Here is a 23361-nt window from a genome sequence, read left to right on the forward strand (position 1 = left end):
AGGTTCATGTCCGACGTCCTGCCAGAACTCATCGAGCCTCCTGCAAACGACCTTTCGATCGACGCGATCGAGGGCGTTCTACGCGACCACTACGGGCTTTCCGGGCAGATCTTCCCGATCGAGGGACGGCAGAACCCCTACTTCCTGATCGACAACGGCCACTTGCGCTATCTGCTCAAAATATCGCCCGCCAACGATCCCATCGAGGAGGTCGAGGCGGAACACGCCTTGATGCGCCATATCCTGCGCAGTCCCGACGGGCCGCGGGTTCCCGAACCGGTGATGACCAAGGACGGCGGCGACATGCTTGTCCTGCCGCTCGGCGGCGAAGACCGGCGTGTCCGCCTCCTGACATTCCTGGAAGGTGCGCCGCCGCCGACCGGTGAACGACTGTCGGATCGATCCGTCGCCGCCTTCGGATCGATCTCGGCCGAGCTTGCGAAAAGCCTCCAGGATTTCGAACATCCGGTCCTCGAGCGCGAGCCGGAAGGCGACCTGCGCAAGGCCGGCCCCCAGACGGTCTCGCTTCTGTCCACCGTCGCCGACCAGGAAATCCGCGACGTGATCGCCAAGGCGATGGTGACGGCGCTTCGGCGCATCCAGCCGCTCGGCCCGGGCCTCAGGGTCGCGGCGGCACATCAGAACCTGAATGCCGGAACCGTCATCGGCGAAGATACGGAAGGCACATGGATGCCGACCGGCGTGACGGATTTCTCAGGCATTTCCAACGGCTGGCTCGTCGCCGGTTTTGCCAATACCTGCGCCTACCTGCTCGCGGACCGCGATGGAGATCCGTTCGCCCTGCTGCCGGCGATCCGCGCCTACCACGAGATCTATCCTTTCACCCTGGCCGAGCTCGAAGCCCTGTGGCCGCTGGTCGTCGCCCGCACCGGCATTCTCGCCGCCGAAGCCGAGAGCCGGCAGGCGTTGTCGCCCGATGATCCGCAGGCAAAGGAGGAGACCGAGAAACGCCGTGCGGTGCTGAACGGCGCAACCGCCATTTCCCCGGCACAGGTATTTGCTGCCATCCTCGATGCTACGGGAATGACGAAGCCGCTGCCGGAAATCGGCCGGCTCCTGCCCGATATCGACCCGGAAACTTTCCGGCTGGTGGACCTGAGCGTCACCAGTCCGCTTCTCTACGGCGGAAACTGGACGGACAACGACAACGACTGGAAGCTGCTTGCCCACATTTCCCGAGAGACCGGCCGCGCCAGCACCCGTTACGGCGAATACCGACTTTCGAAAGGCAGCACCGACCCGCAGCAGGAGCCGGAAAGTTTCGCGCTCCATATCGATGCCTGTATCCCTGCCCGGATAACGGCAGTGGCGCCTTTTGCCGGGACGCTGAAAAGCGCCGGCCCCCGCCTTGTCCTTGTCGGACGCGATCTGACCCTGCATGTCGAAGGCCTCGAATGTACGCTTGCCGAAGAGACGGAACTCGCCGCAGGCGACCCGATCGGCGTGATCGCCGGAGCGGACAACTCGGTAGGCGGCCTGCGGCTCAGGTTCTGCCTCGATCCGGATCTCGTGCCGCCGCTCTTCTGCACGCCGACCGGGGTCGGCAGGTGGTCGAGGTTATGTCCTTCCCCGGCTGCATTGCTCGGCATCGATGCGAATGCCCCGGCGCCGAAACATTTCGATCAGCCGGTCCGCGGCTGGAAGGAATATCTCTTCGACGCGGCGGGGCGCACCGCGCTCGATCTCGGCGGCCAAGCGCCGCTGATCGGCCACGGACATCCGCGCCTCGCCGCCGCGACGTACCGCCAGACCATCCTGCTCAACCGCGCCACGAGCCATCCATCCGAGCCGGAGGAGGTGTTGCGAGTGCAACTGGCTGAGCTTGCGCCTGAAGGTTTGAACCATGTCGCGTTTGCGGCCAGCCGTGGCGACGCTCTGGATCTCGCCTTCCGGCTCGTCCGCGCCCACACGAACAAGGCCCGGATCATCGGCCTGCCGGGCTTCCGGGTGGATCGCCGCGATCCGGACCTTTTCACTGTCCCCGCCATCGGCACCGCAGCCGACATGATCCACGATCTCGAGGATATCGCAGCCGTGCTCGCGAACGGTTACGACGAGGCCTTGCATCTGGACGAGCCGCTGGCCGAACTTCGAGAGAAGGCCGGCCTGCTGGTCGTCGACGAAACCGGAACGGGCTACGGCCGTCTTGGCCACCACACCTGGGGTTTCTCGCACCGGGGCCTGGCGCCTGACTTTCTGATCGCCGACGGACCGGACGGAGGGGCGCCGGCGCTTCTGCTGACACGGCCCGAAATCGCGGCAAGCCTTGCCGCCGACGAACGTCCGCGGGCGATCTCTCCGGTTGAAGCAGCAGCGGCCGCAGCGGCGCTCGATGTCATCAGGGAAGAGCAATTGCGGGAGAACACCCGCGAGATCGGCGGCCATCTGAAGGCGCGGCTCGAAAGCCTGGCCGAACGCTTTCCGGCGATCCGTGCCGTGACCGGCAGCGGCTTGCTGCTCGTGGTCGATCTGTCGGACGAGGCGGCGAACCTCGGCGAACGGCTACGACCCGGGTTTATCGTGGACGATAGCATACCGAAGCGCATTGTCCTGCGTCCGCCGCTATGTCTCAGCCGCGAGAGCGCAGACGGGTTGGTGGATCGGATCGAAACCCTGCTCTCGGAAATTTGAGCTGGCCGATCCGGGCTTTGCCGGAAATTTTCCACTCTCGATCCTTGCTTGGATGGAAAAGCCACCTATCTCAGGGCTGACAGGCAATGATCAGGAATCGCGAATGAAATTTCACAATTCGGCCTTCTTCCTGTCATCAGTCGGAAAAAAATTCTAGGTAGATTGATTTCCGTTGATCATTTTGTGGGACTCGCCTACAGATGATTTTCGTTCGGCCTGCTGAGTCTCGCCGACTTTCGCGCAACGCCATGAAGGGAGAGTGACATGTTTAAATTCGTCCGCGTCGCCGCCTTTGGTGAGGCCGCGTTCAAAATGAATGGCACGGATCGCCGCTCCCTTCCGTGCTGTCGAATGTAACGCTTCAGTTCAATCGTTCCTGAAAATTTTCATTCGCCAGAGCTGCGTCGCAAGCAGCCAAAGCGGGAGTCTGCCATGCAGAAGCAAGTAATCGAATTCGGCGGCGAGCCCGTCGGTATTGTCATTCCTGACGCGGATCGGCTGAAATTCATCGCCGTGAAATTCCATGTCATCGATCTGGACGAGCAGCGTTTCGGCTCTGCCGACGAAGTGCGTCTTGCCATCCGCGAGCTGGTTCGCTCGCGCAACAGCGCCTCGGCGGCGCATGCCTGAGATTTTTAAATCCAATCCAAAAAGCCGCCCCTGTGGCGGCTTTTTTTTGCGCTCAGAACGCTGTGAAGGTCATCGTCGTCAACGAACGTTCGATGCCCGGAATCGAGGCGATCTTCTCGTTTACGAAGCGGCCAATCTCGTCGTTGTCCTTGATGTAGACCTTCAGCAGCAGGTCCCATTCGCCGCTGGTCGAATACAGTTCGGAGGCGAGCTCGGTCTTGTAGATGGCGTCGGCAACCTCGTAGGTCTTGCCGGGCTTGCAGCGGAGCTGGACGAAAATAGGTTTCATGGACGTCTTCCCGTCGGTCGGATCGCCTTCGCGATCATGATGGACATGTCCGACTATTGGCCGATGCGACCGCCGTTCGCAAGCGCATCCTGGTGAATCTCTTGCCTGTGGATCTCCTGGATGATCCACTCCCTGAAAGCCGCAAGCGGCGGATAGGTGGCTCGGTCGGGCGGATAGGCGAGATGGTATTGGCCGGTCTCCATTCTCTCGGCCTTCACGGCGGGCACCAGCAGGCCCTGCTCCAGCTCCCGGCCGATCAGGAACCGCGGCAGCAGCGCGGCACCGAGGCCGGCGGTCGCCGCCTCGACCATGGTGATGAACTGGTCGAACAGCATCCCATGCAAGGCATCGAACGTGATGTTGTTCTTTGAAAACCACAATTCCCAGGCGTCCGGCCGGGTATTGAGATGCAGTAGCGGCGCCTGCAGCACGTCTGCCGGAGTTTGAAGATTGTGCCGCGCCTTGAACTCCGGACTGCATGCGGGCAGCACTTCCTCATCCATCAGAAAGGTAAGCGCCGCGCCCGGCCAGCGAGCCGCACCGAAATGAATGGCGGCATCCAGCGTGTCGAACCGGAAATCGAACGGTTCGAGCCGTGTGATCAGGTTCACGACCATGCCCGGATGCGCCTCCAGGAAGCGGCCGATGCGCGGGGTGAGCCATCGCGTGCCGAAGAACGGCAGGATGGCGAGGTTCAGCGTGCCGCCGGAAGGATTGGCCCTGAGATTGAGCGAGGCATGCGAAATACGCCTGAGCGCCTCCCGCACCTCGCGGGCATACCCGTCTCCGGCAAGCGTCAACCGGATCGTCTGCCGCTCGCGTAGGAACAAAGCCACGCCGAGCTGTCTTTCCAGCGCCGAAATCTGGCGGCTGACGGCGCTCTGGGTGAGGCCAAGCTCGTTTGCCGCCGCCGTGACGCTGCCGGTGCGGGCAGCCGCCTCGAAGGCGGAGAGCAGCGAGAATGACGGGAGAAAGCGCCGGGGCGGCAGCATGTCATTCCTCCAGCGAATGATCTGTTGAGAACATGTCGATATTCATCGATAACTGCTCCCTGTAAAGAGTTGGCGATCAACGCTCCCGGACAATCATCATGCTGAACGATCCCCGCTCTCACGGCCTCTGGGAAAAGACCGCCCCCGCCCCGCCGCTCACCACTCGGCTGGAGCAAGCGATATCTGCCGATGTGGTGATTGTCGGCGGCGGATATACGGGTCTCTCGGCCGCGCTGCATCTTGCGCAAGCGGGGACCAATGTCGTGCTGCTCGAAGCAGCCGAGATCGGTTTCGGCGGCGCCGGCCGCAATGTCGGCCTGATCAATGCCGGCATGTGGGTGATGCCCGACGATTTCCCCAAGGAACTAGGCCCTGTCTACGGTGAACGCCTGCTCGACCTGCTCGGCAACGGCCCCGCCCTCGTCCGCGAACTGATCGACAAACACGCCATCGCCTGCGAGCTCGAAAAGAACGGCACGCTGCATTGCGCCGTTGGCCCGGGAGGGCTGAAAGAACTGGAGGAGCGCGCTCGCCAATGGCAGAAGCGCGGCGCCCCGGTGACTTTGCTCGATGCCGCCGAGACGGTAAGACGTGTCGGTTCCACCGCCTATTCCGGATCGCTGCTCGACATGCGTGCCGGCACGCTGCAGCCGCTCGCCTATGCGCGTGGTCTTGCCCATGCGGCGGTGAAGGCCGGCGCCAAGCTCCATACCGGCAGCGCCGTCACCGGCACCGGTGAGGTCGAGGGCCGAAAATTCGTCAAGACCGCCCTCGGCCAGGTCACCGCCGACTGGGTGATCGTCGCAACCGATGCCTATAGCACCGGCCCTTGGGAAGAGGTGCGGCGCGAACAGGTGCACCTGCCCTATTTCAACCTCGCCACCACGCCGCTCAGCGACAACCTGCGCCGCTCCATCCTTGCCGGGCGCGAGGGTTGCTGGGACACCAAGGAAATCCTCTCTTCCTTCCGCATGGATCAGGCCGGCCGGCTGGTCTTCGGTTCGGTCGGCGCCCTGCGCGGAACAGGAACGGCAATCCACAAGAGCTGGGCTCGGCGCTCGCTGAAACGCATCTTCCCGCAGCTCGGCGAGGTGGAATTCGAGGCCGAGTGGTACGGCAAGATCGGCATGACCGACAACGCTTTGCCGCGTCTCCACAAATTCGGCCGCAACACGATCGGTTTTTCGGGCTATAACGGCCGGGGCATCGCGCCCGGCACGACATTCGGCAAGCTGCTTGCAAAACATATCCTCGGGGAGATCTCCGAGGCCGACCTGCCCCTGCCGCTTTCGGACCCGCAGGAACCGGCCTTCCGCGCCATCAAGGAAGCCTATTACGAAGCGGGCGCACAGATCGCCCATTTCGCCGGCGGGCGGTTCTGATTGCGAAACTGCCACCGATTTGTAGATTGACGAAAATTACCCATCCGGAGACTGACATGACGCTCGCCACACTCGATCTCGCCGCTGAGGTGAAACACATTCTGAGCGGTCTCGGCGTGAAAGCCGAAAGCTATAACGGCGGCACGCTCGCCGTCCGTTCGCCGATCACCGGCCTGGAAATCGGCAGACTGCCAGAAGAAACCGCCGCAGGTGCCGTAAAGGCGATCGATGCCGCCCACGCGGCCTTCCTCGAATGGCGGCTGGTGCCGGCTCCGAAGCGCGGCGAACTGATCCGCCTTCTCGGCGAGGAACTGCGCGCGGCCAAGACCGCACTCGGTCGGCTCGTCTCCATCGAGGTCGGCAAGGTCACCTCCGAAGGCCTCGGCGAAGTGCAGGAAATGATCGACATCTGCGATTTCGCGGTCGGCCTGTCCCGCCAGCTCTACGGCCTGACGATCGCCACCGAACGCTCCGAACACCGGATGATGGAGACCTGGCATCCGCTCGGCGCGATCGGCATCATTTCCGCCTTCAACTTCCCGGTCGCTGTTTGGTCCTGGAACGCCGCGCTCGCGATCGTCTGCGGCAATTCCACCGTCTGGAAGCCGTCCGAAAAGACACCGCTGACCGCGCTCGCCACCCAGGCAATCTTCGAAAAGGCACTCGCCCGTTTCATCGCCGACGGCGGAAAGGCCCCGAAGAACCTTTCGACCGTTCTGATCGGCGGGCGCGATATCGGCGAAGTCCTGGTCGATCACGACAAGATCCCGCTGGTTTCCGCAACCGGCTCGACGGCCATGGGCCGGGCCGTCGGCCCGCGGCTTGCGTCGCGCTTCGCCCGCTCGCTGCTGGAACTCGGCGGCAACAATGCCGCGATCGTCGCCCCGACCGCCGATCTCGACCTGACGCTTCGCGGTGTCGCCTTCGCCGCCATGGGCACCGCCGGCCAGCGCTGCACCTCGCTGCGCCGCCTCTTCGTGCATGACAGCGTCTATGAAACGCTGGTGCCGCGCCTCGCCAAGGCCTACCAGTCGGTGACGATCGGCAGCCCGCTCGAAAACGGCAATCTCGTCGGCCCGCTGATCGACAAGGCCGCTTACGACAAGATGCAGAAGGCGCTGGAAGCCGCCAGGGCCGAAGGCGGCAAGGTGACCGGCGGCGAACGTGTTCACCAGAACGAGGCCGCAGACGCCTATTACGTCCGCCCCGCGATCGTCGAAATGCCGGCCCAGTCCGGTCCGGTCAAGGACGAGACCTTCGCCCCGATCCTCTACGTGATGAAATATTCGAGCTTCGACGAGGCGCTCCACCTGCACAATGACGTGCCGCAGGGCCTTTCCTCCTCGATCTTCACCAACGACATGCGCGAAGCGGAAACCTTCGTTTCCGCCCGCGGCTCCGATTGCGGCATCGCCAATGTCAATATCGGCCCTTCCGGCGCCGAAATCGGCGGCGCGTTCGGCGGCGAGAAGGAAACCGGCGGCGGTCGCGAATCCGGCTCCGACGCATGGCGCGTCTACATGCGCCGCGCCACCAACACCCTGAACTACGGCCGCACCCTGCCGCTCGCGCAGGGCGTCAAGTTCGACATCGAATAACCGATGGCCGAACCGCTGAACCTGCTGACCGACATCGAGGGCGTGGCCGTTGGCCATGCCACCGATCTTGCCTTGGGGTCGGGCGTCACGGCGATCATCTTCGACGAACCGGCAATCGCCTCCGGCTCCGTCCTCGGCGGCGCTCCGGGCGGGCGGGACACAGCCCTGCTCGATCCGTCGATGACCGTGCAGACGGTCGATGCCTTCGTGCTGTCGGGCGGCTCTGCCTTCGGTCTCGATGCGGCCGGAGGGGTGCAATCGGGTCTGCGGGAAATCGGTCGCGGTTTCCAGGTCGGCAGCGTCCGCGTGCCGATCGTGCCGCAGGCGATCCTGATGGATCTCCTCAACGGCGGCAACAAGGACTGGGGCCTGCATTCGCCCTATCGCGACATGGGTTACGAGGCCTTCAAAGCTGCCGCCAAGGGTGAGTTCGCACTCGGAACCATCGGCGCCGGAACGGGCGCCACGACGGCAACGTTCAAGGGCGGCATCGGCTCGGCAAGCGCCCGGACTTCAACAGGCCATACGGTCGCGGCACTGCTTGCCGCCAATGCCCTTGGCTCGGCGACGATTGGCGAAGGCCCGCATTTCTGGGCCGCTCCCTTTGAAGAAGACAAGGAGTTCGGCGGCCTTGGACTACCTCCGACCTTCGACAACCGCATGCGCCTCAAGGGCCGCAATGTGACGTCGACGACGATAGGCGTCATCGTCACCGATGCCGTGCTGACCAAGGCACAGGCGCACCGGCTTTCCATCCTCGCCCATGACGGGCTTGCCCGTGCCATCCTGCCGGCACATCTGCCCTTCGACGGCGACACGATCTTTTCGGCGGCGACCGGGGCGAAACCTTTAAGCGACCCCTCGGATTTCATGGAAATCTGCCATCTGGCGACGCTGGTAACCGCCCGTGCCGTGGCCCGCGGCGTCTACGAGGCGACGGCTTTGCCCAATGCAAGCGCCCAGATCGCCTGGCGCGACAAATTCACTTCGCCGGCTAAATAGTTTTTAAGGCTTCTTGGAGCCGCGGCCAGTCGCGCTCGCAGGGAAGGCCGATCCTCAGATCCTCGGGCCGTTCCTCGAACCGGCGCACCAGAATGCCCTGCTCTCCAAGATGCCGGAAAACCGCCTGCGCGCGGGGATCCCGGATGAAGCGGAACAGCGACGTCCCACCCGCAACAGGTATTCCCGCGGCCCCGAGCAGGGCATCCAACCGCGCCGCATCCTCTTTAAGCCTCAGCCGCATTGCGTCCTGCCATGTCACATCGGCGAGTGCCTCGTTCCCCACGTGCAATGCCGGACCGGACACCGCCCAGGGACCCAGCCGGTTCTCGATTTTCGCGATCGTTTCGGGATGCGAAATCACGAAGCCGAGTCGTAGGCCGGCCATGCCGTAGAACTTGCCGAAGGAGCGCAGCACCACCAGCCCACCGGCATCCACCGCGTCGGTGACGCTCGATGCTTCCGAAACATCCATGAAGGCTTCGTCCACGACCAACAGCCCGTTCTTTGCCCGCATGATGGTGGCGAGCGCCAAAAGATCGGCACGCGCGACGATGCGCCCGGTCGGGTTGTTGGGATTGACGATGACGGCGAGGTCCGCTTCCGCCAGCCGATCCAGATCGTCGGTTTCGCTGACCTCGAAGCCGGAAAACCGCGCCGCGCGGGCATGCTCCGCATAGGTGGGCGAAAGAACCGCGGCACGGCCTTTCCGGGCGATCAGATCAGCGACCATCGGCAGCAGGATCTGCGTCCCCGGCCCCGCCGCGACATGTGCCGCCGACGGCGCGCCGTAGGCAGTAGCGGCAAGGCCCTTCAGCCTTTCCGCCGATGCGACGTCAGGCAGTCGCGTGAAAGCATTGTCGGGCAGGGGCGAATACGGATAGGAATGCGGGCTGATACCGGTGGAAAGATCGACCCAGGGTTCCGGCGCATGTGGAAACAGTGCCCGGGCACGGGAAAGATTACCGCCGTGCTGTATCGGATCGCCAATTTCACCGCCAATCTCAGGGCCTGCCAACTTCATGTTCCTTCTCGCATTTTTCGCCCTGATCACGGAGCGCATCGTGGGTTATCCGGACTGGTTATTTCGGCGCATCGGCCATCCGGTCACCTGGATCGGCGCATTGATATCCCGGCTCGACCGCGATCTGAACCGCGAAAGGGACGACTTTTCCACGCGCAAGCGAAAGGGCGTGTTCGCGCTTCTGGCGCTTCTCGGCATCACCGTCCTGCTCAGCCTGGTGATCGAATACGACCTGAGAATGATCCCCCTCGGGCCGATCCTGCTGGTTCTGGTTGCCGCCAGCCTGCCCGCGCAGAAGAGCCTTGAAACCCATGTCGAGGCCGTGGCGACGGCGCTGCGATACGGAGGTCTGGATGCCGGGCGGAAAGCGGTCTCGAAAATCGTCGGGCGCGATCCGGAAAAGCTCGATGAAGCCGCCGTCTGCCGCGCGGCGATCGAGAGCCTCGCCGAGAATTTTTCGGACGGCGTCGTGGCGCCGGCCTTCTGGATGGGGATCGGCGGTCTCGCGGGCGGCGTCGGCTACAAGGCGGCCAATACCGCCGACAGCATGATCGGCCACAAACTGCCGCGTTACGAGGCCTTCGGCTGGGCGGCAGCGCGGTTCGACGATCTCATCAACCTGCCCGCCTCGCGCCTGAGCGCCCTTCTCTTCGTGGTCGCAGCAGGTTTCATCGATCGCGCCTCGCCGGGCAACGCGATCCGCGCCATCAGGCGGGATGCCCGCCATCACCGGTCGCCGAACGCCGGCTGGCCGGAAGCGGCGATGGCCGGCGCGCTCGGCATTGCGCTTGCCGGACCGCGCAGCTATGGCGGACAGATGATCGAGGCACGGTTCATGGGCGAGGGTGGGCGCTCCGAGCTCACCTACGACGACATTCGCCGCGCGCTGAAACTCGCCCGCGTTGCCGACGCTCTGCTGATCGGCCTTTTCGGCCTTCTGGCGCTGATCATCTGGCAAGTTTGAGCAGCCCATCCAGATCGAGATGCTTTTCCATATGGCCGGCCAGCCGGTCCAGCACTGCGTCCACGCCAGCCTCGTAGTCCAGGTCCGATACAGAACCTCCGAGCCGCGCCAGCCAGGCCGACCGCTGCCGGTCGTCCGAGAACAGGCCATGGAGATAGGTGCCCCAGACCCGGCCATCCCCCGATATCGCACCTTCCGGGTTACCGCCGATTGTCGCAAAAGACTGCCTGCAATCGGCACCGGTGGTTCGCCCGATATGCATTTCATAACCGGACAGGGAAATTCCGTCGAAACTCGCGCCCGCAACGGCCTCAAGCCGTTTATCGCCCGCGAGAACCGTCTCGACATCCAGCAGGCCAAGCCCCTCGATCGAGCCGGGCGGCCCTTCCGTCCCTTCCGGATCGGAAATCGTCTTGCCAAGCATCTGGTATCCGCCGCAGAGACCGAGCACCTGCCCGCCGCGGCGGACATGGGCTGCGATATCGACGTCGAAACCGGCCGCCTTCAGCGCCCGGAGATCGGATATCGTCGCCTTAGAACCGGTGAGCAGCACGAGATCGCAATCGCCGGGAATGGCCTGTCCCGGCCGGACCCGGATCAGATCGACATCCGGCTCCGCTTCCAGCGGATCGAGATCGTCGAAATTGGAGATATGCGGCAGGATCGGCACCGCGATCCTGATCTTCGCACCAGCCTTCCGCACAGAAGGTGCATTAAGGCCAAGCGCATCTTCGGCCGGCAGCCGGGCCGCATCGGCAAAATGCGGCAACAGCCCGATCGACTGCCAACCGGTGAGTTCCCCGATCATCCGCATGCCGTCGGCGAACAGGGCCGGATCGCCCCGAAAACGATTGACGATAAAACCCCGGATCATCGCCGCATCCTCGGGATCGAGCACCAACCTCGTGCCGGCAAGGCTGGCAATCACCCCGCCGCGGTCGATATCGCCGATCAGCACCACCGGCACGTCGGCGGCCCGGGCAAACCCCATATTGGCGATGTCATTGTGGCGAAGATTGATTTCCGAGGCGCTGCCGGCACCCTCGACCAGCACGAGATCAGCCTGATTGCGGAGGATTTCGAAACTTTCCAGAACCCGCGGCATGAGCCCGGGCTTGAGGCTCTGATACTCGGCGGCCTTGGCATTGCCTTCGACCCTGCCTTGCACCACCACCTGCGCACCCACCTCGCTCTGCGGCTTCAGGAGCACCGGGTTCATGTGGACGCTGAGCGGTGCGCCGGCGGCACGCGCCTGCAGCGCCTGCGCCCGGCCGATTTCGCCGCCATCCGCGGTGACCGCGGCATTGTTCGACATGTTCTGCGGCTTGAAAGGCATGATCTTCAGGCCGCGTAGCGTAAAGGCGCGGGCAAGCCCGGCCACGACCAGCGACTTGCCCACATCCGAGCCCGTTCCCTGAAACATCAGCGCCCGAGCTGGCTTGACCCCAACCATGGCTAAAACTCGATGCCGGCCTGGGCCTTCACGCCCGCCTTGAAGTGGTGTTTGACCAGCGACATCTCGGTCACCATGTCGGCGGCCTCGATCAGCGCCGGCTTGGCGTTGCGGCCGGTGACGACCACATGCAGATCCAGCCGCCGTGCCTGTAACGCGGCGACGATCTTGTCGAGATCGAGATAGTCATAACGGAGCGCGATGTTGAGTTCGTCGAGGATGACGAGCCCGATCGTCTCGTCCGCCATCAGCTCGAGTGCCTTTTCCCAGGCCTTTTCCGCCGCGGCGACGTCGCGCTTCAGGTCCTGGGTCTCCCAGGTAAAACCTTCACCCATCGTGTGCCAGGCGACGCGGTCGCCGAAGACGGCAAGCGCCGGCTGCTCCCCAGTCGACCAGGCGCCCTTGATGAACTGCACGACGCCGACCCGGCGGTTGTTGCCGAGCATGCGCAGCGCCAGGCCGAAGGCGGCTGTGGATTTGCCTTTTCCGGAGCCGGTATGGACGATGAGAAGACCCTTTTCCTGGGTCTTCTCTGCCACTTCCGCATCCTGAACCGCCTTGCGGTTCGCCATCTTGGCGCGGTGACGCTCGACGGACGCCTCATCGATCTCCTTCACCGGGAAGCGAGCTTCGCCGAAGATCCGGCAGAAGCTTCCTCGCCAGCGCGGAACTTTTCGCGGACGACACCGGCCAGCGCACCGAGCACCGCCCAGAACACCAGGTTGGTGGCATAGACGGCGTTGACGAAGCGGGCATAGAGATCCATCGGGACGGCCGTTTCATGGCTGGGCGGCAGCGGCGCGCCGACCAGATGCGGGGCGATCAGCAGCACGACCGCAAGCGCTGCAAATACGGCCGAGCGTGTGTAGGCGAGCAGGCCGAGACCGATTGCCGTGCAGACAGCCGTCGAGACCCACCAGATCTGGCGCGGACCGAGTTCCGCGGCCGGCATGCCGGGCAGTTCCGGCGGCAGGCCAAGGCCGGGCGCGAGAATGACGGTGAGAAAGCCGGCAATGCCGAACATCAGGCCACCGCGCCAGCCCTTGAAGCCGCCGAACGCTTCCGAGGCGGCGATGAGGACAAGGGCAAAACCGATAGCCGACAGCATGTCCGCGGCGAGTGTATAGATGAAACGCTCGAAGCCATCGGCGGGAGCCCAGGCTTCCTCGCCGTGGTGATGCTCGGCGGCGGATGACGCAGCACCTGCGGCAGGTGCTGCGTCATGGCTGTGGCCTGCCTCGGGCGCGGCATTTTCGAACACTTCCGCCCGCAGGATCAGCGGCACGGTGGAGAAACTCTGCATCACGGTCAGCAGCAGTCCGGACAAAAGCCCGGCGATCACCGCCGTGAAGACGATGTTGCGAAACAACGACATTGGGGAGAACTCCTCAGTGGCAGGGGAAGGCGAGCGAGTGGCGCGTGTCATGCGCGGCATTGTGGACGACTTCCAGATGCGAGAAGCCGACAAAGCCGACGATGAACAGGCCGAGCAGGGCCGTCATGCTGAGGGGAATGATCTTCGAAGCGGAAATGGTGACTGCAGCTGCAGCAGAATTCGTAACCATGGTCTCGTCCTTTCGCCCTCCACCCGAGGGCCGTTCACGTTCTTTGCCGCCTCTGGCAGGTCTCCTGGCTCGCGGATCGGACGCCTTCTCCCGCCTTCCCAGAAGTCCGTTGGCCGGATTTCCCAGTGGCATGACGGCCGGACGGCCGTTTTGGTCGAAGACTTTCCGCTTACAGTTGCGGGGGCAGCCGCGGGTTGGACGGCAGAATTCCGTCGCACCGCATTCCCTCTAAAACCCTTTCGGGCACCATAGGCTCGATCACTATAGACGAATTCGCCGTCACGGCAATCGCCTTTGCGACGCATTGACATGGGCCTGCGACCGGGCTTACTTGAAGAGAGATGGTCCCTTTCCGGCAACGGGGAGGGCTAAGAGAGAATGCGGTGCGATCCCTTTTCAGGATCAATGCCGCGGCTGCCCCCGCAACTGTAGGCGGCGAGCCATTGCCTAAAACGGCCATTTGGCCGTCAAGCCACTGGGAAATCCGGCCAACGGTATCCTGGGAAGGCAGGCAAATGGCGACGACCCGCGAGCCAGGAGACCTGCCGTCCGATTAATTTTGCTTCACCGGGCGGGGTGCTCCGGAGGAAGTTTCTCGATCACCGCAGAGGGATTTTCGACCTTCTGCTCCGCGCCCCGATTTTTCGACCCCGGCGGGAACGCGGCTGACCGATGAGTGACCACCGACCAGATGATCCGGCAACCGCCGGCCCGGCAGATGTGACGATTTTCGTCTGCACCAATTGCCGTGACGCGTCCGACGGCGAAATCCGGCCAGGCATCGCACTGATCGCGGCGCTGCGCGAGGCAGCAAGCGGCAAGCCGCTCGCGGTCAAGCCGGTCACCTGCCTTGCCAATTGCGAAAAAAGCCCGAGTGCCGCCTTCAACCACAAGAGCGGCTGGTCCTATGTCTTCGGCCACCTGTCGCTCGACAATGTCGAGGACATCGTCACCGGCGCGATGATGCTGGCCGAGGACGAGCGCGGTTTCCTTCCCCTTCGCGGCCGCCCGACCTGCCTGCGCGGCAAGGGCATGACGGCCCGTATTCCACCCTTTCATCACCACGAGGACATGCCATCATGAGCGTTTCGTTCGACCGCGTTCCCTGCACCGTCGTTACCGGGTTTCTGGGAGCCGGCAAGACCACGCTGATCCGCAACCTGATCGAAAACCTGAAAGGCAAGCGGCTGGCGATCATCGTCAACGAATTCGGCGATGTCGGCATAGACGGCGACGTGCTGAAGGGCTGCGGCATCGAAAGCTGCCCGGAAGACAACATCATCGAGCTTGCCAACGGCTGCATCTGCTGCACCGTGGCGGACGATTTCGTGCCGGCGATCGACCGTATCCTGGCCATCGAACCCTGCGTCGATCACATCCTCATCGAGACCTCCGGCCTCGCGTTGCCGAAACCGCTCGTCCAGGCCTTCCAGTGGCCTGACGTCAAGGCGCGTGTGACGGTTGACGCCGTGATTGCCGTGGTCGACGGACTGGCGCTCGCCGAAGGTCGCGTTGCCGACGATCACGAGGCGCTGGAAGCGCAGCGCGACGCGGACGGTTCGATCGACCATGACGACCCGGTCGAGGAAGTGTTCGAGGACCAGGTGGCCTGTGCCGACATGATCGTGCTCACCAAGAGCGACCTCCTGGATGCCGCCGGCCTCGCGACCGCCAGGGATCGCGTGTCCGCCCATCTGCCGCGTGCCGTGAAAATCGTCGCGGCCGCCAATGGCGCCATCGATCCGGCCGTACTGATTGGCCTCGGCCTCGCCGTCGAGGACGATATCGAAAACCGCAAGACCCATCACGACGACGAACTCGACCACGATCACGACGATTTCGACAGCTTCGTCGTCGATCTGGCCGCAGTCACCGATGCCGAACAGCTCGCCGCCCGCATTTCTGCGACCGCGGAGGCAGAGAACGTGCTGCGCATAAAAGGCTTCGTGGAAGTCGCGAACAAGCCGATGCGCCTGCAGGTTCAGGCGGTAGGATCGCGCGTGAACCATTATTTCGACCGTGCCTGGGCACCCGGCGAAGCGCGGACAAGCCGCCTTGTCGTGATCGGCGAAAAAGGCATCGACCGCGCCGCGATCGAAAGGATGCTGGCCGCATAAGTAGGCCCCGAGGGAAGGATGCACATACTCGCCACCACATCGTCGTCGCTTGACGACCTCATCGAACCGGTCGACCTTAATCAGTCGCCGGCCGACGTGGTGGTGCTGTCCTTTTCAGGCAGCGACCTGAACGGCATTGCGGCCGTCTGGAATTCGGCTGGGTACGGCGGTTTGGATACCCCCCTCTGGCCTGCCGGCCATCTCCCCCTCAAGGGGGGAGATCAGCAAGACGCACCCGCCTCCATCAAGAACCAGCGCCGGAGTGAGGCGTGGCGTGGCCACGATTCGATCTCCCTCCTTGTGGGGGAGATGGCCGGCAGGCCAGAGGGGGGTGGCGACATGCATGAACATGGCAGCAAGCACGTGCCGGCCCCTTTCCCAAGCCTCCGCCTCACCAACCTCTCCGATCTCCGCCATCCCATGTCGGTCGATCTCTGGATCGAGAAGACGGCGGCCCATGCCAAGGTCATCCTCGTGCGCATTCTCGGCGGTTACGATCGCTGGTCCTACGGCGTAGAGGAGCTTTCGCGGCTGGCGCGCCGCAGGAAGATCGCGCTGGCGCTGCTGCCCGGCGAATGCAGCATCCGCGACGAGCGGCTGACCGTCGCCTCGACCGTTTCGGAAGACCGGATCGCCGGCATCCTGAGCTGCTTCCGCGAAGGCGGGCCGGCCAACATGCGGCTTCTGGCGAGGTTGCTGACGACGCTGGCCGAGGGCAAAACGGAACCGCTGCCGCAGGCAGCCCCGGTGCCGAAGGCCGGCTATTACGCGCCCGGAAAAGGCATCGTCGAGGCCAACGACCTGCTGGCCCGCTTTGCGCCGGATGCGCCGCGCTTGCCGATCCTGTTCTACCGCTCCATGCTGCTTGCGAATGACGCGGCGCCGATCGACGCACTGTTCGAGGCGCTGAAAAAGCGCGGTTTTGCACCTGTGCCGATCTTCGTCGGCGGACTGAAGGAACCGGATGCACTGGCCTTCGTCGAACAGACCGTCTCTGATCTGAAATCCGCGGCCATCCTTTCCACCACCGCCTTTGCCAGCGGCACTGACGGCAACGGCGAAACGATTTTCGACCGCACCGGCGTGCCGGTCTTCCAGATCGTTGTCGCCACGACCCGCCGCAATGGCTGGGCGGAAAACCGGCGCGGCCTCAACCCCGCCGACCTCGCCATGCATGTCGTCCTGCCGGAACTCGACGGACGCATCCTGGCCGGCACGATCTCCTTCAAGGCAGGCGAAAGCTCCGCCAATCTCGTCAACCAGCCGGAACCGGACCTGGTCGAGCAAGTCGCCGATCGTATCGCCGCTTTCCTCCGGCTCAAAACCACGCCACGACCCCAGCGCAAAATCGTCATCCTGATGCCGGATTATCCGAGCGTGCCGGGCCGTACTGGTTATGCGGTGGGCCTGGACGTGCCCCAGAGCGTGCTCGGGATATTGCAAGAATTATCGGTAGCCGGCTATAATGTTTCGGATATCCCTGAGACTCCCCGTGATCTCCTGGACCGCTTGAGCGCCAAATCCGCCGGCCACGCACGCTCCGCCTACGATGCCCTGCCCGTTGCGGAGGCGGCGTGGGGCAGGTCCGAAGCCGATGAAGACTTCAGGGACGGCACTTTCCGTTTCCGCGCCGCGAGCTTCGGCAACATCACCGTCGCGCTCGCGCCCGACCGCGGCCGCAACGCCGATCGCCGCGCCGACTATCACAGCCCGGACCTCCCCCCGCGCCACGCGCTGATCGCCTTCGGCCAATGGATGCGCGAAACGCTCGGCGCGCATGCGATCGTCCATGTCGGCGCGCATGGGACGCTCGAATGGCTGCCGGGCAAGACCGTGGCGCTGTCGAAGAACTGCTTCCCTGAGATCGTCACTGGCGGTCTGCCGGTCATCTATCCGTTCATCGTCTCCAATCCGGGCGAGGCGGCGGTCGCCAAACGGCGGATCGCCGCCGTCACCATCGGCCATCTGCCGCCGGTCCTGGCCGGCGCGGGTCTTTCCGACGAACAGACGAAGCTGGAACTGCTGGTCGACGAATATGCGCAGGCCGACGGGCTCGATCGCCGCCGCCGCGACCGGCTGGCCAAGCTGATCGTCGAAACCGCCCGCGACACCGGACTGGCCGGCGAGGCGGGCGTCTCGAACAGCGACGATCCCGATACGGCGCTCACCCGCATCGACGCCTTTCTCTGCGATCTCAAGGACTTTTCGATCAAGGACGGCCAGCACGTCTTCGGGCAGGTGGCGCCCGGCGATGACGATACGCTGCGTGTCCAAAGCGCCGAGACCGAACGACAGGCCTTGCTCGACGCACTGGACGGCAAGCACATCCGCCCAGGCCCATCCGGTGCCCCGGCCCGCGGCCGCCGCGACGTCATGCCGACCGGCCGCAACCTCTTCGCCAGCGATCCGCGCACCCTGCCGACGCCGACCGCCTTCGAACTCGGCAAGCGTGCGGCCGACGAAATCCTGCGGCGTTATCTCCAGGATCACGGCGACTGGCCGAAAAGCCTCGTCTTCGACCTCTGGGGTAGCGCGTCCCTGCGCAGTGGCGGCGAGGAAGTCGCCCAGGTTCTGGCGCTGATGGGGGCGCGACCCGTGCAGGATACGGCGACAGGCCGCGTCACCGGCATCGAAGTCCTGCCTCCGGCAGCGCTCGGCCGGCCGCGCGTCGACGTGACGCTGAGGATCTCCGGCCTGTTCCGCGATATGTTTCCGGCTCTCATCGCCTTGCTCGACGCCGCGATGCGCGCCATCGCCAGCCGCGAGGAAGCGCCGGGCGACAATCCGCTGGCCGAAGAGACACAAACGCTCGGGCACGTCCCCTCACGCATCTTCGGCTCGGCACCGGGCACCTACGGCTCCGGTATCGAGGAAAAGCTCGCCGATGGCACTTGGGGCGAACGCGAGGAGCTGGGCCGCATCTATCTCGATGCGACGAGCCATTCCTTCGGCGGCGCGGAGGGCGATGCCAGCCACGTGCCCGGCCAGTTCGCGAACCGCATCGGTACCGCCGATCTGCTGGTCCATACAGGAGACGATCCCGGCCGCGACCTGCTGGACGGGTCGGCCGATGTCGCCTTCATCGGCGGCTTTGCGGCGGCCGTTGCAGCACTCGGCGGCAAGGCGGATGTGATCGCGCTCGACACGACCGATCCTCAAAAACCCCGCGCCCGCTCGATTTCCGAAGCTGTAACCCGCGTGGTGCGTGCCCGCGCCGTCAATCCGCGCTTCATCGCCGGCCAGATGCGCCACGGCCCGCGCGGCGCAGCGGAACTGGTGGAGACGGTCGACCGTCTGATTGGTTTTGCCGAGACTACCCATGCCATCCCGCAATCGCTGATCGAGGCGACCTACGACGCCTATCTCGGCGACGAAAAGGTCCGCGACTTCCTGCTGAGCCAGAACGCCGAAGGAGCCCGCTTCATGGCCGCGCGGTTCCGCTCGGCGCTTCGCCGTGGCCTCTGGCATCCCCGCCGCAACGCGGTCGACGCCGAGCTCGAAATGCTCACCCGGGAGAAGGTCGCATGACGACGCTTTCCCTCGATCGAAGCACGCCGGATATGCGCCGCGGCGCCTGCCCCGCCCTGTCCGCCCCGATGCAGACCGGCGACGGGCTTCTTGCCCGCGTCGCACTGACTGACGCGATTACCCCGGCACAGCTGGCGGAGCTCTGCCGGCTGGCCCGGCGCCATGGCAACGGCATTCTCGATATTTCCGCCCGCGGCAACCTGCAGGTCCGGGGACTGAGCGAGGCCTCGGCTCCCGTTCTCGATGCCGATGTCCGCGCGCTGGACCTGCCGCTTCGCGAGGGACTTGCTGTCGAAACTCCGCCCCTGGCGGGGATGGACGACACCGAGATCGCCGATCCGCGCGCCATAGCCGAGGCGATCCGCCAAGGCGCCCGCGACATCCCCGGCCTTGCTCCAAAGATGTCGGTGGTGGTTGACGGTGGCGGACAGCTCAGGCTTTCCGACCTCCTGGCCGATATCCGGCTCACCGCCGTTTCCAGCGATGAAGGCATCCACTGGACCCTACTTTTGGGCGGGACCGAAACAACCGGTCGCGTTTTCAATGTTTTACGTGAAACAGAGGCCGTCTCCGCCACTCTGGCGCTGCTTCGAAAGCTCGGCGAAAAGGGACCTGAGGCGAGGGGACGCGATCTCGCCGCCGGTTTGCCCGTGCACGATGCGCCCGGCCGGACAGCCTCCCCTTTCGGCACCTTCCACCTCTCCAGCGACCGTTTCGCCGCAGGCATCGGGCCGGCCTTCGGCCAGGCAAACGCCGAGGACCTGATCGTTCTTTGCAATGAGGCCGAGCGACTGGGAATACAGTCCCTGAAACCGGCCTTCGACCATTCCCTCCTGTTTTTTGGCGCTCAAACCGCCTGCGAAGCGCTCACCGCTTTTGCCGGCAGCAACGGCTTCGTCACCTCGCCGAGCGATCCGCGTTCGGCGATTGCCGCCTGTCCCGGAAGTCCCGCCTGCAATTCCGCGAGCGTCGCCACCCATGAACTCGGCGCCAAAGCGGCGGAACAGTGCGGCGATCTGCTGGATGGCTCGTTCAAGCTGCACGTCACCGGCTGCCCAAAGGGCTGCGCCCATCCGCAGCCGTCAGCGCTTGCACTCTGCGGAACGGCGGCCGGCCTTTCGCTCATCGCCGGAGGAAAAGCGGCTGACGAGCCCTTTGCCTCGGTCGCTTTTGCCGATACCAACAACTCCCTTCGCCGCATCGCCGATCTTGTCCGAGACGAAAGGCGCGCCGGCGAAAATTCCGCCGCCTGCCTCGCCCGTCTGGGACCGCACCGGCTTGCTGCGGCCGTTACGTCAGGAAGACCATGAACAGTTACGACTACATTCGCGAAGGTGACGCGATCTACGAAAAGTCATTCGCGATCATCCGCGAGGAAGCCGATCTCTCGCCTTTTTCGTCGGAACAGGCCGAGATCGCGGTGCGCATGATCCACGCCTGCGGGCTGGTCGAGGCGGCTCAGCATTTCCGGTTCTCCAAGGATTTCGTCGCGCAGGCGCGCGGCGCGCTGCACGCCGGCAAGCCGATCTATTGCGATGCCGAGATGGTGGCGCATGGCATTACCCGCGCCCGCCTGCCGGCCCATAACCAGGTGATCTGCACGCTGCGCGACGGCCGCACGATCGAGCTGGCAAAGACCATCGGCAACACCCGTTCGGCTGCCGCGCTGGATCTCTGGGACGAGATGGAAGGCGCAGTCGTTGCGATCGGCAATGCGCCGACCGCGCTCTTCCGCCTGCTTGAAATGCTGGACGCCGGCGCGCCGCGCCCGGCTGCCATCATCGGTATGCCTGTCGGTTTCGTCGGCGCGGCGGAATCCAAGGAAGCGCTGATGGAAGCGACGCTCGGTATTCCCTATGCAATCGTGCGCGGCCGCATGGGCGGCTCAGCGATGACGGCTGCCTGCGTCAACGCACTGGCGAGGGCCGGACTGTGAACGCCGCGCTCATCAAGGGCAGGCTCACCGGCGTCGGCACCGGACCCGGCGACCCCGAACTGCTGACGCTGAAGGCGGTGCGTGCGATCCACGAAGCGGACGTGATTGCCTTCTTCTGCAAGAAGGGTTCGAGCGGCAACGGCCGCGCCATCGTCGAGGCACATATCCGGCCGGGTACGCTCGAATTGCCGCTGGTCTATCCGGTCACGGTCGAGACCCACAAGGACGAGGCCGATTATCGCGGCCCGATCGCCGATTTCTTCGATCGCTCCGCGGACGACATCGCCGCGCATCTCGATGCGGGCAGGCACGTCGCCGTGCTGAGCGAAGGGGACCCGCTGTTCTACGGATCCTACATGCACCTGCATGTGCGGCTGGCCAGCCGCTACCACGCGGAAGTCATCGCCGGCGTCACCGCCATGTCCGGCTGCTGGTCGATGACCGGCATGCCGCTCGTCCAGGGCGACGATATTCTAAGCGTGCTGCCGGGAACCCTGTCCGAAGAGAAGCTTGCGGAGCGGCTTGAAAACACCGACGGCGCAGTGATCATGAAGGTTGGCCGCAACCTGCCGAAAATCCGCCGGGCACTGGCCTCCGTCGGCAAGCTGTCCGGAGCGCTCTATGTCGAGCGCGGCACGATGGCGAACGGCGCAGCACAGCGTCTGGAAGAGCGCGACGAGAGCCCTGCACCCTATTTCTCGATCGTACTCGTGCCCGGCTGGAAGACGCGGCCATGACAACGGGTTCGTTGACTGTTGTTGGCCTCGGTCCTGGCAATCCCGACCAGATGTCGCCAGAGGCGGCCGCCGCAGTGACGGTTGCGGAGGATTTTTTTGGCTATTTTCCGTATATCGACCGTTTGAACCTCCGCCCCGACCAGCGCCGCCATGCATCCGATAACCGGGAGGAACTGGCGCGCGCCCGCACCGCGCTCGAAATGGCGGCAGGCGGAGGCAAGGTCTGTGTCGTCTCGGGCGGCGACCCCGGCGTGTTCGCTATGGCCGCCGCGGTCTGCGAGGCGATCGACGAAGGTCCGGCCTTATGGCGCGAGATCGATTTTTCGGTCGTTCCCGGCATTACCGCCATGCTGGCCGTCGCGGCCAAGGCCGGTGCGCCGCTTGGCCATGATTTCTGCGCCATCTCGCTTTCGAACAATCTGAAGCCCTGGGATGTAATCGAGAAACGCCTGGTCGCAGCGGCGACGGCCGGGTTCGTGATGGCTTTTTACAACCCGATCAGCAAGGCGCGCCCGCATCAGCTCGGCGAAGCCTTCGATATCCTGCGCGCCCATCTGCCCGGCACCGTGCCGGTGATCTTCGGCAGAGCCGCCGGCCGGCCGGATGAAGCCATCCGGATCGTGCCGCTTGCTGAGGCGACAGGCGATATGGCCGACATGGCGACATGCGTGATCGTCGGCACCGCGGAAACGCGGCTGATTGAGCGGGAGAACCGGCGCCCGATCGTCTATTCCCCGCGTTATTTCAGGGGCGCCGGCGCATGATCGAGCCAGGCCAGCATCTCCTCCACGGTCTCGACGGACGGCACTTCCGGCAGGTCCGGACGGCGGATCAGGACGACATCGATACCAAATTCGCGCGCAGCGGCGATCTTGCCGTAGCTCGCCGGTCCTCCGCTGTTCTTGGCGACGATCGCCTCGATGCCGTAGTCCCGCAGGAGCCGGGCCTCGTCCGCCTTTTCGAAGGGACCGCGCGCGGTCAGATAGACGGCGTTCGGGACGGAAAGCGGCGGATCGACCGGATCGACGCTGCGGACCAGGTAGTGGTGCTGGGGCGCGGCCTCGAAGGGCAGAAGTTCCTGCCGGCCGAGCGTCAGGAAGGCTTTTCGCGGGACCGCTCCCAGGGCAGTGACCGCATCGGCGACGCTCTCGACTTCAATCCAGCGGTCGCCGGGCTGTCTCTGCCAGGCCGACCGTCGCAGGGCGACAAGCGGAACGCCGGAAATCTCGGCGGCTTTGGCCGCGTTGCGGGAAATCTGAGCTGCATAGGGATGCGTCGCATCGATCAGGATCGAGATGCCTTTTTGCCTGAGATAGGCAGCAAGCCCTTCGGCACCGCCAAAACCACCGACACGCACCGGCACGGGCTGCGCGGCCGGCGCGCGCGTGCGGCCGGCGAGCGACAGCTCCACGGCAAACCGCGGATCGCCGGCGAGTTTTCCGGCCAGCGCGCGGGCTTCCGCCGTGCCGCCGAGAATGAGAATGGAGCGTTGCAA

General features: G+C 64.6%; 21 protein-coding genes and 2 riboswitches. Of the genes, 13 read left to right on the forward strand and 8 right to left on the reverse strand.

Annotated features, from left to right (window positions below; translation table 11 throughout):
• Positions 1–6 precede the first annotated feature (6 nt).
• Entirely contained in the window at positions 7–2652 is a 2646-nt protein-coding gene (locus ACZ9IU_RS21940) for an aminotransferase class III-fold pyridoxal phosphate-dependent enzyme (protein ID WP_038547094.1), read from the forward strand.
• Positions 2653–3084: 432 nt separating this feature from the next.
• Positions 3085–3282, forward strand: a complete 198-nt coding sequence (locus tag ACZ9IU_RS21945) for a hypothetical protein (RefSeq protein WP_038591355.1) — start codon at positions 3085–3087, stop codon at positions 3280–3282.
• A 52-nt stretch (positions 3283–3334) separates the two neighbouring features.
• Here ACZ9IU_RS21945 and ACZ9IU_RS21950 read toward each other — a convergent pair whose 3' ends face one another.
• Complete coding sequence (locus ACZ9IU_RS21950; RefSeq protein WP_038547100.1) at positions 3335–3571, reverse strand: Lrp/AsnC ligand binding domain-containing protein; 237 nt, start codon at positions 3569–3571, stop codon at positions 3335–3337.
• A 53-nt stretch (positions 3572–3624) separates the two neighbouring features.
• Complete coding sequence (locus ACZ9IU_RS21955) at positions 3625–4563, reverse strand: LysR family transcriptional regulator (protein ID WP_038547103.1); 939 nt, start codon at positions 4561–4563, stop codon at positions 3625–3627.
• Positions 4564–4661: 98 nt separating this feature from the next.
• On the opposite strand from ACZ9IU_RS21955, the gene ACZ9IU_RS21960 reads away from it, so the two are divergent.
• Genes ACZ9IU_RS21960 through ACZ9IU_RS21970 form a run of 3 tightly spaced genes read left to right on the forward strand, consistent with a single transcriptional unit; the run spans position 4662 to position 8545 of the window.
• Entirely contained in the window at positions 4662–5945 is a 1284-nt protein-coding gene (locus ACZ9IU_RS21960) for an NAD(P)/FAD-dependent oxidoreductase (RefSeq protein ID WP_038547106.1), read from the forward strand.
• Positions 5946–6001: 56 nt separating this feature from the next.
• The gene (amaB, locus tag ACZ9IU_RS21965; RefSeq protein ID WP_038547109.1) at positions 6002–7543 is read left to right on the forward strand and encodes an L-piperidine-6-carboxylate dehydrogenase; all 1542 of its coding nucleotides are present in this window, start codon (positions 6002–6004) and stop codon (positions 7541–7543) included.
• Positions 7544–7546: 3 nt separating this feature from the next.
• Entirely contained in the window at positions 7547–8545 is a 999-nt protein-coding gene (locus tag ACZ9IU_RS21970; RefSeq protein WP_038547112.1) for a P1 family peptidase, read from the forward strand.
• On the opposite strand, the gene cobD is transcribed toward ACZ9IU_RS21970, so the two are convergent.
• Entirely contained in the window at positions 8538–9566 is a 1029-nt protein-coding gene (gene cobD, locus ACZ9IU_RS21975; protein WP_051899891.1) for a threonine-phosphate decarboxylase CobD, read from the reverse strand. The genes ACZ9IU_RS21970 and cobD overlap by 8 nt on opposite strands.
• On the opposite strand from cobD, the gene cbiB reads away from it, so the two are divergent.
• Complete coding sequence (gene cbiB / locus ACZ9IU_RS21980) at positions 9565–10530, forward strand: adenosylcobinamide-phosphate synthase CbiB (protein WP_038547115.1); 966 nt, start codon at positions 9565–9567, stop codon at positions 10528–10530. The two genes, cobD and cbiB, sit on opposite strands and share 2 nt — an antisense overlap.
• On the opposite strand, the gene ACZ9IU_RS21985 is transcribed toward cbiB, so the two are convergent.
• The 4 genes from ACZ9IU_RS21985 to ACZ9IU_RS22000 are packed head-to-tail and all read right to left on the reverse strand — an operon-like array spanning position 10514 to position 13548.
• A complete protein-coding gene (locus ACZ9IU_RS21985) occupies positions 10514–11983 on the reverse strand; it encodes a cobyric acid synthase (RefSeq protein WP_038547118.1) in 1470 nt (489 codons plus the stop codon). The two genes, cbiB and ACZ9IU_RS21985, sit on opposite strands and share 17 nt — an antisense overlap.
• Before the next feature lie 2 nt (positions 11984–11985).
• Positions 11986–12600: a cob(I)yrinic acid a,c-diamide adenosyltransferase gene (cobO, locus tag ACZ9IU_RS21990; protein WP_038547121.1), complete on the reverse strand. Its 615-nt coding sequence runs from the start codon at positions 12598–12600 to the stop codon at positions 11986–11988.
• The gene (locus tag ACZ9IU_RS21995; protein ID WP_038547124.1) at positions 12597–13358 is read right to left on the reverse strand and encodes a CbtA family protein; all 762 of its coding nucleotides are present in this window, start codon (positions 13356–13358) and stop codon (positions 12597–12599) included. Before ACZ9IU_RS21995 ends, cobO begins: the two co-directional genes overlap by 4 nt.
• A 13-nt stretch (positions 13359–13371) precedes the next feature.
• The gene (locus tag ACZ9IU_RS22000; protein WP_038547127.1) at positions 13372–13548 is read right to left on the reverse strand and encodes a CbtB domain-containing protein; all 177 of its coding nucleotides are present in this window, start codon (positions 13546–13548) and stop codon (positions 13372–13374) included.
• A 37-nt stretch (positions 13549–13585) separates the two neighbouring features.
• Positions 13586–13814, reverse strand: a riboswitch (cobalamin riboswitch).
• 59 nt (positions 13815–13873) lie between these two features.
• Positions 13874–14112: riboswitch (cobalamin riboswitch) on the forward strand.
• A 108-nt stretch (positions 14113–14220) separates the two neighbouring features.
• Between ACZ9IU_RS22000 and ACZ9IU_RS22005 the strand changes: the two genes are divergently transcribed.
• The 7 genes from ACZ9IU_RS22005 to ACZ9IU_RS22035 are packed head-to-tail and all read left to right on the forward strand — an operon-like array spanning position 14221 to position 22630.
• On the forward strand, positions 14221–14631 hold the full coding sequence (locus ACZ9IU_RS22005) for a DUF1636 family protein (RefSeq protein WP_038547130.1): 411 nt from the start codon (positions 14221–14223) through the stop codon (positions 14629–14631).
• Positions 14628–15665, forward strand: coding sequence for a cobalamin biosynthesis protein CobW (gene cobW, locus ACZ9IU_RS22010; protein ID WP_038547132.1), 1038 nt, complete (start codon positions 14628–14630; stop codon positions 15663–15665). Before ACZ9IU_RS22005 ends, cobW begins: the two co-directional genes overlap by 4 nt.
• 18 nt (positions 15666–15683) lie before the next feature.
• Positions 15684–19193: a cobaltochelatase subunit CobN gene (cobN, locus tag ACZ9IU_RS22015; RefSeq protein WP_038547135.1), complete on the forward strand. Its 3510-nt coding sequence runs from the start codon at positions 15684–15686 to the stop codon at positions 19191–19193.
• Positions 19190–20503: a precorrin-3B synthase gene (gene cobG / locus ACZ9IU_RS22020; RefSeq protein WP_038547139.1), complete on the forward strand. Its 1314-nt coding sequence runs from the start codon at positions 19190–19192 to the stop codon at positions 20501–20503. The genes cobN and cobG overlap by 4 nt, the downstream gene beginning before the upstream one ends.
• Positions 20500–21129 (forward strand): precorrin-8X methylmutase, encoded by a 630-nt coding sequence (locus tag ACZ9IU_RS22025; protein WP_038547143.1) that lies wholly within the window; start codon positions 20500–20502, stop codon positions 21127–21129. The genes cobG and ACZ9IU_RS22025 overlap by 4 nt, the downstream gene beginning before the upstream one ends.
• The gene (locus tag ACZ9IU_RS22030; protein WP_038547146.1) at positions 21126–21866 is read left to right on the forward strand and encodes a precorrin-2 C(20)-methyltransferase; all 741 of its coding nucleotides are present in this window, start codon (positions 21126–21128) and stop codon (positions 21864–21866) included. The genes ACZ9IU_RS22025 and ACZ9IU_RS22030 overlap by 4 nt, the downstream gene beginning before the upstream one ends.
• Positions 21863–22630, forward strand: a complete 768-nt coding sequence (locus ACZ9IU_RS22035; protein ID WP_038547149.1) for a precorrin-3B C(17)-methyltransferase — start codon at positions 21863–21865, stop codon at positions 22628–22630. Before ACZ9IU_RS22030 ends, ACZ9IU_RS22035 begins: the two co-directional genes overlap by 4 nt.
• Here ACZ9IU_RS22035 and ACZ9IU_RS22040 read toward each other — a convergent pair.
• Positions 22606–23361: a cobalt-precorrin-6A reductase gene (locus tag ACZ9IU_RS22040; protein WP_038547152.1), complete on the reverse strand. Its 756-nt coding sequence runs from the start codon at positions 23359–23361 to the stop codon at positions 22606–22608. The two genes, ACZ9IU_RS22035 and ACZ9IU_RS22040, sit on opposite strands and share 25 nt — an antisense overlap.

The sequence above is a fragment of the Mesorhizobium sp. USDA 4132 genome, assembly GCF_056279545.1.

Coding starts and splice junctions, on each gene's coding strand:
- ACZ9IU_RS22025 (WP_038547143.1), top strand. CDS start 20,500: ATGAACAGTTACGACTACATTCGCGAAGGTGACGCGATCTACGAAAAG.
- ACZ9IU_RS21985 (WP_038547118.1), bottom strand. CDS start 11,983: ATGGTTGGGGTCAAGCCAGCTCGGGCGCTGATGTTTCAGGGAACGGGC.
- ACZ9IU_RS21995 (WP_038547124.1), bottom strand. CDS start 13,358: ATGTCGTTGTTTCGCAACATCGTCTTCACGGCGGTGATCGCCGGGCTT.
- ACZ9IU_RS21950 (WP_038547100.1), bottom strand. CDS start 3,571: ATGAAACCTATTTTCGTCCAGCTCCGCTGCAAGCCCGGCAAGACCTAC.
- ACZ9IU_RS22000 (WP_038547127.1), bottom strand. CDS start 13,548: ATGGTTACGAATTCTGCTGCAGCTGCAGTCACCATTTCCGCTTCGAAG.
- cobG (WP_038547139.1), top strand. CDS start 19,190: ATGACGACGCTTTCCCTCGATCGAAGCACGCCGGATATGCGCCGCGGC.
- ACZ9IU_RS21940 (WP_038547094.1), top strand. CDS start 7: ATGTCCGACGTCCTGCCAGAACTCATCGAGCCTCCTGCAAACGACCTT.
- ACZ9IU_RS21955 (WP_038547103.1), bottom strand. CDS start 4,563: ATGCTGCCGCCCCGGCGCTTTCTCCCGTCATTCTCGCTGCTCTCCGCC.
- cobN (WP_038547135.1), top strand. CDS start 15,684: ATGCACATACTCGCCACCACATCGTCGTCGCTTGACGACCTCATCGAA.
- amaB (WP_038547109.1), top strand. CDS start 6,002: ATGACGCTCGCCACACTCGATCTCGCCGCTGAGGTGAAACACATTCTG.
- cobW (WP_038547132.1), top strand. CDS start 14,628: ATGAGCGTTTCGTTCGACCGCGTTCCCTGCACCGTCGTTACCGGGTTT.
- cbiB (WP_038547115.1), top strand. CDS start 9,565: ATGTTCCTTCTCGCATTTTTCGCCCTGATCACGGAGCGCATCGTGGGT.
- ACZ9IU_RS21970 (WP_038547112.1), top strand. CDS start 7,547: ATGGCCGAACCGCTGAACCTGCTGACCGACATCGAGGGCGTGGCCGTT.
- ACZ9IU_RS21960 (WP_038547106.1), top strand. CDS start 4,662: ATGCTGAACGATCCCCGCTCTCACGGCCTCTGGGAAAAGACCGCCCCC.
- cobD (WP_051899891.1), bottom strand. CDS start 9,566: ATGAAGTTGGCAGGCCCTGAGATTGGCGGTGAAATTGGCGATCCGATA.
- ACZ9IU_RS22005 (WP_038547130.1), top strand. CDS start 14,221: ATGAGTGACCACCGACCAGATGATCCGGCAACCGCCGGCCCGGCAGAT.
- ACZ9IU_RS21945 (WP_038591355.1), top strand. CDS start 3,085: ATGCAGAAGCAAGTAATCGAATTCGGCGGCGAGCCCGTCGGTATTGTC.
- ACZ9IU_RS22035 (WP_038547149.1), top strand. CDS start 21,863: ATGACAACGGGTTCGTTGACTGTTGTTGGCCTCGGTCCTGGCAATCCC.